Source organism: Flavobacterium sp. W22_SRS_FK3, from assembly GCF_052113665.1.
Classification (GTDB): Bacteria; Bacteroidota; Bacteroidia; order Flavobacteriales; family Flavobacteriaceae; genus Flavobacterium.
Genome location: NZ_JBGQOF010000005.1, coordinates 70,783 through 82,768, shown reverse-complemented (window position 1 = coordinate 82,768; position 11,986 = coordinate 70,783). Strand labels below are relative to the sequence as shown.

The 11,986-nt window shown below is 32.4% G+C and carries 15 protein-coding genes; 6 read left to right on the top strand and 9 right to left on the bottom strand.

The window, feature by feature from the left end; genetic code table 11:
• Window positions 1–7 precede the first annotated feature (7 nt).
• The 3 genes from ACEN2I_RS06410 to ACEN2I_RS06400 form a co-directional block, all read right to left on the bottom strand.
• The gene (locus ACEN2I_RS06410; protein WP_441765266.1) at window positions 8–1,540 is read right to left on the bottom strand and encodes a hypothetical protein; all 1,533 of its coding nucleotides are present in this window, start codon (window positions 1,538–1,540) and stop codon (window positions 8–10) included.
• Between the two features lie 439 nt (window positions 1,541–1,979).
• Entirely contained in the window at window positions 1,980–2,717 is a 738-nt protein-coding gene (locus ACEN2I_RS06405; protein WP_441765265.1) for a hypothetical protein, read from the bottom strand.
• 140 nt (window positions 2,718–2,857) lie between these two features.
• On the bottom strand, window positions 2,858–3,115 hold the full coding sequence (locus ACEN2I_RS06400) for a hypothetical protein (RefSeq protein ID WP_441765264.1): 258 nt from the start codon (window positions 3,113–3,115) through the stop codon (window positions 2,858–2,860).
• A gap of 421 nt (window positions 3,116–3,536) precedes the next feature.
• On the opposite strand from ACEN2I_RS06400, the gene ACEN2I_RS06395 reads away from it, so the two are divergent.
• Window positions 3,537–3,974, top strand: coding sequence for a hypothetical protein (locus ACEN2I_RS06395; RefSeq protein WP_441765263.1), 438 nt, complete (start codon window positions 3,537–3,539; stop codon window positions 3,972–3,974).
• A 151-nt stretch (window positions 3,975–4,125) separates the two neighbouring features.
• Window positions 4,126–4,329 carry a hypothetical protein gene (locus ACEN2I_RS06390; protein WP_441765262.1) on the top strand — a complete coding sequence of 68 codons (204 nt, stop codon included), beginning with the start codon at window positions 4,126–4,128 and terminating at the stop codon, window positions 4,327–4,329.
• Between the two features lie 165 nt (window positions 4,330–4,494).
• Here ACEN2I_RS06390 and xth read toward each other — a convergent pair whose 3' ends face one another.
• The 4 genes from xth to ACEN2I_RS06370 form a co-directional block, all read right to left on the bottom strand.
• Window positions 4,495–5,274, bottom strand: a complete 780-nt coding sequence (gene xth / locus ACEN2I_RS06385; RefSeq protein WP_441765261.1) for an exodeoxyribonuclease III — start codon at window positions 5,272–5,274, stop codon at window positions 4,495–4,497.
• Complete coding sequence (locus tag ACEN2I_RS06380; RefSeq protein ID WP_441765260.1) at window positions 5,255–5,488, bottom strand: hypothetical protein; 234 nt, start codon at window positions 5,486–5,488, stop codon at window positions 5,255–5,257. Before ACEN2I_RS06380 ends, xth begins: the two co-directional genes overlap by 20 nt.
• A gap of 158 nt (window positions 5,489–5,646) precedes the next feature.
• Complete coding sequence (locus ACEN2I_RS06375) at window positions 5,647–7,020, bottom strand: exonuclease domain-containing protein (RefSeq protein WP_441765259.1); 1,374 nt, start codon at window positions 7,018–7,020, stop codon at window positions 5,647–5,649.
• Window positions 7,021–7,312: 292 nt separating this feature from the next.
• Window positions 7,313–7,771, bottom strand: coding sequence for a DUF1810 domain-containing protein (locus ACEN2I_RS06370; protein ID WP_441765258.1), 459 nt, complete (start codon window positions 7,769–7,771; stop codon window positions 7,313–7,315).
• A 421-nt stretch (window positions 7,772–8,192) separates the two neighbouring features.
• Between ACEN2I_RS06370 and ACEN2I_RS06365 the strand changes: the two genes are divergently transcribed.
• From ACEN2I_RS06365 to ACEN2I_RS06355, 3 genes are all read left to right on the top strand, one after another.
• Window positions 8,193–8,681, top strand: coding sequence for a GNAT family N-acetyltransferase (locus tag ACEN2I_RS06365; protein ID WP_441765257.1), 489 nt, complete (start codon window positions 8,193–8,195; stop codon window positions 8,679–8,681).
• A 5-nt stretch (window positions 8,682–8,686) separates the two neighbouring features.
• Complete coding sequence (locus ACEN2I_RS06360) at window positions 8,687–9,172, top strand: MarR family winged helix-turn-helix transcriptional regulator (RefSeq protein WP_441765256.1); 486 nt, start codon at window positions 8,687–8,689, stop codon at window positions 9,170–9,172.
• 217 nt (window positions 9,173–9,389) lie between these two features.
• Window positions 9,390–10,361, top strand: coding sequence for a LysR substrate-binding domain-containing protein (locus ACEN2I_RS06355; RefSeq protein WP_441765255.1), 972 nt, complete (start codon window positions 9,390–9,392; stop codon window positions 10,359–10,361).
• A gap of 78 nt (window positions 10,362–10,439) precedes the next feature.
• Here ACEN2I_RS06355 and ACEN2I_RS06350 read toward each other — a convergent pair whose 3' ends face one another.
• Both ACEN2I_RS06350 and ACEN2I_RS06345 read right to left on the bottom strand, forming a co-directional pair.
• Entirely contained in the window at window positions 10,440–11,294 is an 855-nt protein-coding gene (locus ACEN2I_RS06350; RefSeq protein ID WP_441765254.1) for an alpha/beta hydrolase, read from the bottom strand.
• Between the two features lie 19 nt (window positions 11,295–11,313).
• On the bottom strand, window positions 11,314–11,730 hold the full coding sequence (locus ACEN2I_RS06345; protein ID WP_441765253.1) for an OsmC family protein: 417 nt from the start codon (window positions 11,728–11,730) through the stop codon (window positions 11,314–11,316).
• A gap of 105 nt (window positions 11,731–11,835) precedes the next feature.
• Here ACEN2I_RS06345 and ACEN2I_RS06340 point away from each other — a divergent pair, with 105 nt between their 5' ends.
• Window positions 11,836–11,976, top strand: coding sequence for a hypothetical protein (locus ACEN2I_RS06340; protein WP_441765252.1), 141 nt, complete (start codon window positions 11,836–11,838; stop codon window positions 11,974–11,976).
• Window positions 11,977–11,986: the final 10 nt, after the last annotated feature.

Genomic DNA, 11,986 nt, shown 5'->3' with positions numbered 1-11,986 from the left:
GCTTCGCTCAGGATAAACTTATTTGCTGCAAATGTCTTTCTGTCTGGTATTTATTAAAGTTATCCCATTTTGGAGGAAAACTTGTTTTTTGCCCATACATCGCATCCATACAGATATTATTGTCTTTGTACTTCTCATGTAAAACAGCCAGAATCTTAAAGAAAAATTCATCCAGCATTACTAAAACTTCAAATTCAGATTTTAGTTTAATATAATTTGAATCTGATGGATTTAACAATTGCAGTAAATCTAAAATTTCGTTCTTTTCAGCTTCATTGATTTCAGTTGCATAACCCATTTTTAAAGTTTTAAAAACCAAATTATTCCAAACTTTGCTATCATGCCCCCATTGAACATCTGGCAGATTTAAAGAATGCTCACAGATTAGAATAATAGAAAAAAGGACATCATTTAAATATTCAGCCGGAAACTCATCAAAACTTCTGAATTCAAAACCGCTTTGGTACATTTTTTCCTGATTAAAATCAAGACCAACTTCCGAAAGCATTTCATACTCCATGTCAGCTTCGATCTGATCGCGCCACCAAATATTGTCTTCTTTTTCAAATTTTAGCAATTTTCTAAAATCATCAACTTTATAAGTCAAGATTTTACCTTTTGGCATCGCCTTGTTGTAAGTACCCACACCTATGTAACGCGACATGGCATTTCGCATAGAACCTAAAGTAAATTTTTTATCCAGACTGTACTTATCGCTGATTACTCCCATAATGTCAGGACTTCCAAGTGTCGCTATAAAAAAGGGTTCAAACCATTGCAGTAAATAAATAGCATTGGCATGTGTTTTCTCAAAATCATTGTAATCAACAATTCTGCTGTCTTCTGTTAATGAAGGTAAAGTAATGTGAAAATGATACGTTCCATTATTAAACAAAACAAGGTTTTCCTGATTTGTCATAAACATATTAAGTCCATTGTTGTAATCCGGAAAATTTAATTTGCCATTTAATACAGACGACTCGTTAATCTTATCCAGAAATAATTTCTTGGTCGCTTTTAATTCTTTGCAGGAATCGGCTATAGTTCGATTTTCAAAATATTTAGTTACAAATTCAATAGAATCTCCGTCAAAATGTACTGAACCCATCGTTTTGTTTCTTTGGGTAATCATACTTTGAATATTGTATGGCTGATCTTCAAGGAAAAGTTCCATAATTGATTTTCCAAGATATTCAGGGTTTTCAAGTGGCTGAGCGACTATTTCACCATTTTCTGTATCAATTAACGGTTTAACAGGTGATAATGTTTTGTGCTGATAGTTTACATCTAGTTTTTCCAATGAATGGCTATTAATCATTCGGCTCACCTTATAGTTTTCATTCAATCCAAAAGCTTTTTTCAAAATAGGAGCAAGACTTTCAGGTTTGTAGCATTTTCTATAGTCGATACTGTATTTCTCAAAACCAATTTTTTTCTGTATAAATTCACCAGAAACTATTAGGGATTCTTCAAATTGCATGTAGGTTTCGTTTTCTAATCCTATACCCCAATAATATTTTTTGGTCTGATTGTCTTTCATTTATACTATTTTCTTTTAATGATTAAATTATAATTTATAAAGGCATTAATTTTTTGTTAGCAAATTCAAATCTAATCTGTTCAGAATTAGAGTCAAAAAACTTTTATTTAATGGAATAAGCATTGTTTTGCATCCATTAAAAAAGTTTTATTTTACTTTTTAAAATTTAGGAATGTATTTATGTCTTAGAAATTTTGCACTTATATCGACTGAAAGAGTGATAAAATATTATTCTATAATGGGGTTATAAAATTACTATTTGCAAATAATTGCTTTTATATCAATAATTTAAGAAGATGAATAGCCTGATGGTAACATTTTGCTATTCCTGTTTTTTCAAGACTGCAAAATTAGATTATTTTCTTGTCATTTCCAAGTGGATAACAGAATGAAATTAATTAAGTTTTTCATGCTTTAACATTAAGGTAAATTGTTTTATTTATTCATGATAATAGAACACAAAAGAAGTGTATAATTCATCATTCCACCAGTCTTGTCTAACTTCAGAAAAGTAATTATAATTCAATTTTCCTGCCTGTGACTGAAGAGGATATATCACTACACCATTTTGGCGGTAGGCCTTATGCAAATCTGTTTCGGGAATAACAGGAACAATATGTCCGGAGAGCCCTTTTTCTTTTCTTTTGGCACAAATTATTCCAATTCCGCCATTTTCATTCACTTTATTCTGAATCTCATCAGCAGTATGCATTCTTTTCCAGCCAAAACTCGCTCCCCATTCTAAAAACCAATCGTGTATAGCACTGGAGTAAATACGATCTACAGTCTGCTCAAAAATAGCTTCAACTTCTTGTCCCTGTAGTATTTTTTCAAGAGATTCAGCTGTCCACCAAACCGTTGGGAGATATACTTTGGAAAAATAACAATAATCATAAGAGTACACATTACAATACGTATCTTCTATTGTTTTTTGATACCTTATATTATTTTCAACATTCAGTATAGCAATGAGTTGATGAATACTTCTCTTTTTACTGGCAACATCCGTCATATCTCTAAATGGAATATCAGAATCGGCTATAGGTTTTTCTTTCATCTCCATGGAATCTAATCGGGATTCAGAGTCCGGTAATAATTCAGCTTTCCTTATTTGATTATTGGGTACTGGATTATCAACGAGAGGTAATGATTTTTGTATAGTTTGGGGATTTTCCATCTTTATGGTTGCTTAAGATTTGTTGGTTAGCGCTTCATAATTTATTTGGGAAGGCATTCTGTCAGCCAAAAAGTAAATATAAGGCTTTTAACTTTTTTAAGCAGTTATAAAGAAAAGTAAATTATAGAGAAAAACATGAATTACTCAGAAACCGATTCGGAGTGAATCGAAATAATTTTTTTAACACTGACAATAAAATTCTCTGTGTTTTTGATATCTGCTTTAATTGATAAATCATATTCAGCTAAACCATAGCGATGTATCATATCTTTTTTTAAATATTTTATTATAGATTCAATACTTCGTGTATCATTTCCTTCTTGTCTCTTTAGTTCAAGCTGTTTGCTTTGCAGGTAATTTAAAGTTGTTTTTAATCCTTGAATCTTAACTTTTTCCAATGTTATCTTTTTTAATTACTTAAATAATTCGAAGATTTATAGTTAAAATTGTTTGTTTTTAAAAAATATATCTTCTGAAAATCTTTTTTAATATTTACACTAAAATTGATGATTTGGTTTAGATAATATTTACATAATTTTTAAGATGAGTTGTATAATTTCCATCTCGCTTAAAAAGAAAAGAGAAATAAATTTACCTCTTAAAAAAATCTGTTTTTGCATAATATATTCTTCATCATCTGATTTGCTTTATATTATGAAAAAATTTATTTTTTTATTATGTAATTTAATCATTATCAAGTAATTAACTATGTGAATATTGTAATTTTAATATGAAATATTGAAACAGGTTTCTCTATATTTTTTACTTTATTTGAGAAAATTTAAAAATCAAGTTATTTTCTCACTTAACTGAAATATTATGAAAGTATCAAAAGAAATAATCAATGGCTTTTACATATTTTTAGGGATTGCTTTCTTTTTCCTGTTATTGGAAGTTTTGAATCTTTCCCATTTATTCTATCTGCGTTTATTAAATGTTCTTTTCATTTTTTATGGGGTAAATACAACTTTAAAAATGAATCTTGCTGAAGGTAAAAACAGTTTTATGCCTAATGCAATTTCAGCTATGATTACATCATTTACCGGTGTAGTACTTAGTATTATTGCGTTGATGATTTATAGTTATGCAAGAGGTGGTGATCTATATGTAAAATCGCTTTCTCAGGCTTTCATGTTTGGAGGTGATCCATCTGTTGAAACCTATTCACTTTGTCTCTTTTTTGAAGGAACCGCTTCCTGTATAATTGTCACCTTACTATTAATGTTATATTGGAATAATAAATATAAAGCCGATTAATTTTGATTTTTATTTGATTAGTTAAAAACAGTAACATGTTAGTATATAATGTTTTAAATGGGGTTTTTTGTAAAATTTAAAAATAATTATGTAAGAATTTAATTGTCACAAAACTTAAATTTGAAATAGTATTAATCAAAAAGATATTATTATGAAAACACTTGTCAAAACCAAAATTGCCTTGCTGGTTGTTATTGCTGGATTGTCATTTTCGTGTAAAAAAACGGATACAATTCCTGCAGACACTGCTTATGATTCAACAGAAGTTACTGTTGATACTGCTATGACTACTATTGATACCTCTACTGTATCTCTTGATACAACCATGGTAAAAAAAGATACGGTAATGCCATAAATTATTAAAGAAAATAGATTAATCTATTATTGTTCATTCATTACTTTTATAAGTAATTATTGATTCAGAAAAACCTGCTATATTAATTTATTGCAGGTTTTGTTATAGTAGAGAAATAACTAAAAATTCGATATTTAGTAACAAGAAGTAAATTTAAAATTTTGTTTAGTTTATTTTATCAATTTGAATCCACACGGGTGCATGATCACTGGTCTTTTCCCAGCCTCTAACATGATGGTCTACGCCAGCAGAAATCAGTTTTTTGATAATTTCAGGACTTAAGAGAAAATGATCAATCCGAAGACCGGCATTTCTTTGGTAAGCATTTCTGAAATAATCCCAGAAGGTGTAAATTTTTTCAGTAGGATATAAAGTACGGACGGCATCTGTCCATCCCTGAGAAACAATATCTTTAAAAGCTTTTCGTACTTCTGGTCTGAAAAGTGCATCATTTATCCATTTTTCAGGCTTGTACACATCCAATTCTGTAGGAATGACATTAAAATCGCCTAGTAGTAAAACTGGTATTTTTAAACTAAGTAAAGTTTCGGCACGATCAGAAAGTCTTTTAAGCCATTTTAATTTATATTCAAATTTAGGTCCTGGTGCCGGATTACCATTTGGAAGATAAAGACAGACGATTACAACTCCATTAATTAGTGCTTCTATATAGCGGCTTTGAATGTCGTCGTTATCTCCAGGAAGAGCACGTGTGATTTCTTCAATTTCCATATTTCGGGCCAGAATTGCGACCCCGTTCCATTGTTTTTGTCCATTCCATATAGCATTATAGCCCGCATTAAGAATGGCTTTTTCGGGAAATTTATCCTGTGGTGCTTTTAGTTCCTGCAAACACACAATATCAGGTGCAGCTTCTTCAAGCCACCGAAGTAATACAGGTAAACGGCCATTAACACCGTTTACATTATAGGTAGCTATTTTCATACGGACCTGCGCTTCCTTTGACTAATTGTCTACTCCTCGTTGTCTCTGCGCGATTTAGGTTAGAAGGTGCATTATCAGGCAGATCATCCCAGTGTCCCCAATCTCCTTTATAGGATTTACGGTAAATAAAATCAATATTGTCTGCTAAACAAATTTGGCTGTGTAAGGAATCAGACTGAAGATCATCGCTCTTATTTTTTTTCAAATTTTCCATGGCTTTTAGCTTTTTTAAGATTTATTCAAAAATACGGTACCTTAAATTTTTTGGGTTATATAAAAACTTGAAAATGTTATCTAATTCGCATGTTTATAGTGTTTTAAAATGCTATATGAGATTAAATGCTTTAAAGCGAGGTTGGGTTTTAATTTAAATTAGCTGGTTTTTTTGATAAAAACTTTTCCAGGGTATTTTTGTGCATATTTATTAATAAGGTGCATACAATATTGGTTGCTTTTATAAGGCGTCACATAATCTTTTATTTCAGAAGGATCCTTAAATCCAACATCCGATGTAATATAACCCATTCCATAAAAATGCCCATTCTCAACCCAAATACAGCTGCGCTCATCTGGCGATCTGCCTTTGTCAATAATGGCAAAACTTGATCTGTTAGCTGCCAAATAATCAATCGCATTTTCGATTTTTTTGTTATGGCTACATACATCGGGTAAATCTGTAAAATCACTAATCGGAAAATTTTCTCCAGCAGTTGAAATACCATATCTGCAAAACCTGTTATCAATTTCAAATTGCTGTTTAAGGCTAATGAGCATGTTTATGCCTTCATGTATAGTATTAAAATGTTCGATGCAGCCTTGAAACTTATTCAGCTTTCCGGTTACCAGATATTTGTATCCGCTACGGGCTTCATATTCGTAAAGTCCATATTTGGGTTCAAATCGTTTTAACGCCCTGTTGTAAGCAGGCCAGAGTTTTTTTATTTCAGAACACTCCAAAAGCAAAGCCATGAGTTCAGTCGCACATACTTCAAAAGATATGGCGTAAATATCCCGTAGAAAATGTTGTCGTTGCGGCGTAATTTTATGCCCGCTGAAATGAGAAGCGACTCGTTTTTTTAAATTTATCGCTTTACCCACGTAAATCACTTTATTTACCTGATTATAAAAATAATAAACACCATGTTTTTCAGGCAATCGGTCAAAATCTTCTGGTGGAAGGTTAGGAGGTAGGCGTTGGTCTAATGACGTGTTTTTGACCATCTTTTCTATCAGTCCTTCGGTATCCCATTTCAATAATCTTGAAAATAATATCGCGGTAGCATCTGCATCCCCACCGGCACGATGCTGGTTCTCTAATGGAATTTCTAACGATTGGCAGAGTTTTCCCAGGCTATACGAACTAAATCCTGGTCTTATTTTTCTGGCAGCGCGAACAGTACATAATTTTCTTGCTTTCCAGCTAAATCCGGCAGTTTCAAGTTCATGCCGAACGAATGAATAATCAAAATTAACATTGTGTGCAACAAAGATTCGATCAGTAAGCATTTCCAGTACTTGTTCCGCAATAGCATCAAAAATAGGCGCATGACGCACCATTTCATTGTTAATACCTGTAAGTGCAAAAATTGGAACAGGAATTTCTTTTTGCGGATTAACCAGGGTTTCAAATCTATCAGTCACGCTTATTCCGTCATGGATAATGATAGCAATTTCTGTAATACGGCTGCCACTGGCATTGCCGCCTGTGGTTTCGATATCTACTATGGCATATTCGGTCTTTTTCATCTTCTATTCTAAAACAGAACCGGCTTCTTGTTACTTGCTGTCCGAATAGGCAAAATTAATACAGATAATAACAATTTTAATAAAGGCGCAGTTCTAAATTGTAACAAAATTAAACTAACTAAAGATTTCCTTAAAAGCTGCAGAAGTGTCGCTGATTTAAGAGTTAGATAAAACTATGAATAGTATAGTATTACTTTGCCGTTTGTTCACATGTTAGAATGTTAAAATAATGGCGTACAAAAGAATGCTTATGACAGGTGAAATAAAAATTAAAACAGGAAAATGAATAAAATTAGACTGTTTCAGTTTCGATAGCTTCAGTATTTGTATTGATAATAGCTAATGTAGCAGAATCAGGTCTTCCTGAAAAAAAAGCATCGATGATTTCCTGAAATACAGGATTTGCATTTTCGACCAGTGAAAAAAGAGTCATAGAAGAGCATAGTTTTCGGGCATCTAAATCTCCAAAAATGGCTTCTGCTGATTTTCTTTTGAAAGTTAAAAGTAACGCAGAAATTTCGATAAGGTGTTTTCCTAAAATAGGATGATTTAAAAACTCTGCAGCCTCCGTAAGATCTGCAATGGCATAGAGAACAGAATTATCACTGGTGCCTAATCCTTTTATCTGCGGAAAAATAAACCACATCCAATGGGTTTCTTTTTTCCCTTTTTCAATTTCAGAAAAAGCAGTAAGATAAAGTTTGTTTTGCGCATCTAAAAAACGCATTAAATCATTATTTGAATATCCCATTGCGATATAATAGTTTTTAAAAAAGGGTTGCAAAAATACTAAAAAACAAAAATCTTACCTAATAAAAAGAGCATTCAAATATTATTTTAACTTTTACACACCTATATTTTATTCAATTTCCTACAGCAAGAATCATTTTATTAATCAGATATACAGTTGTTTACATATATTTACTATTTAAAAAAAAAATCCTTTAGAATTTTTGAATTTCAAAACTCACTAAAATTTCTAAAAATAATAGTAATAACTATCTTTTATAATAACAGTAATGAATGTTTGTTCTAATTCAGTCAGATTTTAAACGGTCTTTAGAAGAAACTACGGGATAATTAAAAGTTGGAAGGTTTAAACAATAATAAAATTAAAATAAATTTGCTTTTATGTAGTTAACTACGTAGTTTTGTTTTTTAAAAAAGAAGATATGAAACCGTTAATTATTCCAATCGGAAATGAATATTCAGAAGCTGCTATAGATTTAATATTAAGTATTCAGCAGAAAGAATTTAATGTTCCTATTACTATCGAAGACCAGCCTGATTTATTAAATATAAAGGATTTTTATCATGCCGGAGGCGGAGGTTTTTGGGGTGCTTTTGTAAAAGATGAACTAGTAGGTACAATTGCCTTGATAAAGTTTGATCAAAAAGCGGCAGCGATAAGAAAAATGTTTGTAAAGAAAGAATATCGCGGAAAAGAATTCTCTATTGCACAAAAATTATTAGACACTTTAATTCAGTTTTGTAAAGAAAACGAAATCGATGACATATATTTAGGAACCATTTCTAAACTAGAAGCGGCATTGCGTTTTTATGAACGAAATCATTTTGTTGCCATCGAACAGGAATTGCTTCCGGAGAAATTTCCTTTAATGAAACCAGACCATGTTTTCCGTCATTTAACTTTAAAATAAGAAGAATGAATATAATTGATGAATCAGGAATTTTAGCCCTTTCAACGCGATTGCAGCGTTTGAGCGAGCAATTGCGTAAAGACGGAGCTTTGCTTTATAAAGAATACGGAATTGACTTTGAGCCGAAATGGTTTCCTGTAATCTATACCCTATATCATAAAGAGGTTTTGAGTGTTGTAGAAATTGCCAATGAAATTGGTTACACACATCCTTCAACAATCAGTTTATTGAAAGAATTAGAAAAACAAAAACTCATTCGTTCTAAAAAAGACAAAATTGACGAACGTAAAAGACTGCTGCAGCTGACTGCAAAAGGAAAGGAGCTTATTGAAATAATGAAACCTGTTTGGGCAGTTATGACAAATGTTTTGAAGGACATAGCCGATAATCAGAATAATTTGCTTCAGGCGATTAATGAAGCCGAAAATAAAATACTACACCAGAGCTTTTTGCAGAGAGCTTTACAATTAAAGAGTGAAGAAGAGAAGTAAAACTTTCCCCGAAAAAAAAAACCGATACTATCCATTGAAAAAAATCCCAATAGGGCTTTAAAATCATTAGTTTTGGTATTTTACCGCAAAGGCGAAAGTGGTACGCAAAGAGCGCAAAGTTATATTTACAAAGCTTTGCGAACTTTGCGGTTAAAACCTCTTACTTTTATAATTTAAATTGATATTTACTTATCTTTATAAAATAAAATTATAAGTAATGACCATTCAGCAGTTAAAATATATTGTAGCTTTAGACGAAGAACGCCACTTTGCAAGGGCAGCAGAAGTGTGTATGGTAACACAGCCGGGACTTACCATTCAGCTAAAAAATCTCGAAGAAGAAATCGGAATCAAAATTTTTGATCGCAATAAAGTGCCGTTAACACCGACTTTACTTGGAACAGAAATCATTAATAAAGCCAAAAAAATTCTGCGTGAAGCTGATGAAATTAGGGATTTTGTGGTCAACGAAAAAAATCTGCTGGAAGGGGAGTTAAAGCTTGGAATTATTTCGACTTTATCACCTTATTTAATTCCGTTATTTATTAAGGCGATGAAAGAAGCGACGCCAAATGTCCGTTTCATCATTCGGGAATCGAATACGGGACAGCTGATGAAAGATCTGGAAACAGGAACAATAGATGTTGCGATTATGGCAACACCAACTGGAAATGCCAATTTAATCGAACATCCTGTGTTTAAGGAACCTTTTGTGGCCTACCTGAATGATGAGCATCCCATGGCTACAGCAGATTTTTATGAATTACAGCCTACTGACAAAACAGAATTGTTATTGCTTCATCATGAATTTTGTTACAACGCTCAGCTTTTAGATATCTGCGGATTAAAAAACTCAGATAAAATAAAAGAGCAGTTTACGTATGATATCAGCTCGATAGAAACCTTAAAAAATCTCGTTCGCGCACAATTAGGATTCGCCATTATTCCGCAGCTTTCTATAGTAAACGAAGCATCGTCAACTCTTTTTAAACCTTTTAAAGAGCCTGTTCCGGTAAGAGAAATTAGTCTGGTAGTTTCAGATTCGTTCTCAAAAAAACTTTTACTCGAAAAAATGAACGAAGCGATCTGGAATTGCCTTCCGGATGCTCTCAAAAAAAACTTCAGCTACCGAAAAATCCGCTGGAACGACTCGCCTTATTTTGTGAAAGAAGTAAGCAAGTATTCTTAAAATTCCAATATTTTAAATTCCAAATTCTAAATCTGTTACAATTGGAATTTGGAATTTTTTTATTGAAATTCAACTAAATTACTTTTTGAAATTCGATGCCTCAATAATCACATTGGCGACTTTTACTGGCTGAGAAATAAAAACAACGTGGCTTCCTTTTATCTCTGTAATTTTTGTGTTAGAACGTTTGTACATTGCACGTTCAATATCAGGATTGATACTTTTATCTTCAGTAGCAACAATTCCGTAAGAAGGTTTGTCTCTCCAGGCCGCTTTTGTAATGGGCGTTAAAAATCCTTTAGCATGAAAAGCACCTTGCGAAGCATACATAAAATCAGCTTGCTCTTTGCTCAAATCTCCTGCAAAACCAGCGTGAAATTTAGCTTTATCGTAATACGCAATTCCTTTGTCATCCGGAGGCAGCACACCATTTTCAGGAGCAGGAGGGGCTGTTTGCAGCCATTGAACAGAATTTTCGCCATTATCAGGCTGTAAAGCGGCTATGTAAACTAGTGCCGCAACTTTTGGGTGATTTCCGGCTTCGGTAATAACAGTGCCGCCCCAGGAATGTCCCGATAAAATGGTAGGTCCGTCTTGTTTGTCTAAAGCTAAGTTTGTTGCAGCAACATCATCTTCAAGAGAGCTTAAAGGATTTTGAACAATTGTTACATTATATCCTTTTTTAGTCAAAATTTGATATAAACCCTGCCATCCGGAGCCATCTGCAAATGCACCGTGTACTAAGACAACATTTTTAATTTGAGGCGTTGTTGCTTTTTGTGCGTTAGCATTTGCTGTTGCGAATAAAAAGCTAAAGATTAAAGCTGCGAACAGGAAATAAGATTTCAATTGTTCTTTTATAGATATAGATTTTGTTTTCATTGTAATTTTAGATTTTAGATTATTTAAATCGATTTTTGATTTTATTGCCATTGGTATTGATTTTTGAAATTTAATTCAATTTTACAGCTAATGTGATTTCAGTATTAAGAAGTTTTGAGATCGGACAAATTTCTTTTGCTTTTTGAGCGGCTTGCTGAAAATCTTCTGCAGAAATTCCGGGCACTTTTCCGGTCAGTTCTAATTGAATTAAAGTAATAGTTCCGTCTTCAAAAGTAACTTTGGCTACCGTATCTAAATCTTCCGGAACAAAACCGGCTTCAGACAGTAAAAAGCTCAGTTGCATTGTAAAACATCCAGAATGTGCCGCTGCGATTAATTCTTCAGGATTGGTTCCAACACCTTGATCAAAACGGGTTTTAAAAGATAATTGTGCTTCGTTTAGTGTAGTGCTTTGTGTACTGATAGTTCCTTTTCCGTCCATTCCTGTACCTTTCCAGTTTGCGTTTGCTCTTCTTGTAAATTTCATGATTGCTAATTTTTAAAGTTGTTTTTTTTAATTTTTAAAATCAGTTGTTTGATTTTGATAGGACAAATTTATAGCGATAATTATTATTAATCAAATTAATAATTTTTGACACTCATTAATAAAATTTATAATAAAGAACTGTATCTCATAAATAGTGATTCATACAAAAAGGGAGATATAGTATCCAATTGCAGTGCAGCAGAAGTTAAAATATATGCTGATGCAAAAGCTAAAGTAAAATGGTAACGGTATTAAA

What these genes read in the sequence shown, in the direction of transcription:
- ACEN2I_RS06350 (WP_441765254.1), bottom strand. Translation starts at nt 11,294, where the DNA reads ATGGCAATAAAATCAAAAATCGATTTAAATAATCTAAAATCTAAAATT.
- ACEN2I_RS06410 (WP_441765266.1), bottom strand. Translation starts at nt 1,540, where the DNA reads ATGAAAGACAATCAGACCAAAAAATATTATTGGGGTATAGGATTAGAA.
- ACEN2I_RS06380 (WP_441765260.1), bottom strand. Translation starts at nt 5,488, where the DNA reads ATGGAAAATTTGAAAAAAAATAAGAGCGATGATCTTCAGTCTGATTCC.
- ACEN2I_RS06365 (WP_441765257.1), top strand. Translation starts at nt 8,193, where the DNA reads ATGAAACCGTTAATTATTCCAATCGGAAATGAATATTCAGAAGCTGCT.
- ACEN2I_RS06355 (WP_441765255.1), top strand. Translation starts at nt 9,390, where the DNA reads ATGACCATTCAGCAGTTAAAATATATTGTAGCTTTAGACGAAGAACGC.
- xth (WP_441765261.1), bottom strand. Translation starts at nt 5,274, where the DNA reads ATGAAAATAGCTACCTATAATGTAAACGGTGTTAATGGCCGTTTACCT.
- ACEN2I_RS06360 (WP_441765256.1), top strand. Translation starts at nt 8,687, where the DNA reads ATGAATATAATTGATGAATCAGGAATTTTAGCCCTTTCAACGCGATTG.
- ACEN2I_RS06395 (WP_441765263.1), top strand. Translation starts at nt 3,537, where the DNA reads ATGAAAGTATCAAAAGAAATAATCAATGGCTTTTACATATTTTTAGGG.
- ACEN2I_RS06405 (WP_441765265.1), bottom strand. Translation starts at nt 2,717, where the DNA reads ATGGAAAATCCCCAAACTATACAAAAATCATTACCTCTCGTTGATAAT.
- ACEN2I_RS06375 (WP_441765259.1), bottom strand. Translation starts at nt 7,020, where the DNA reads ATGAAAAAGACCGAATATGCCATAGTAGATATCGAAACCACAGGCGGC.
- ACEN2I_RS06345 (WP_441765253.1), bottom strand. Translation starts at nt 11,730, where the DNA reads ATGAAATTTACAAGAAGAGCAAACGCAAACTGGAAAGGTACAGGAATG.
- ACEN2I_RS06390 (WP_441765262.1), top strand. Translation starts at nt 4,126, where the DNA reads ATGAAAACACTTGTCAAAACCAAAATTGCCTTGCTGGTTGTTATTGCT.
- ACEN2I_RS06370 (WP_441765258.1), bottom strand. Translation starts at nt 7,771, where the DNA reads ATGGGATATTCAAATAATGATTTAATGCGTTTTTTAGATGCGCAAAAC.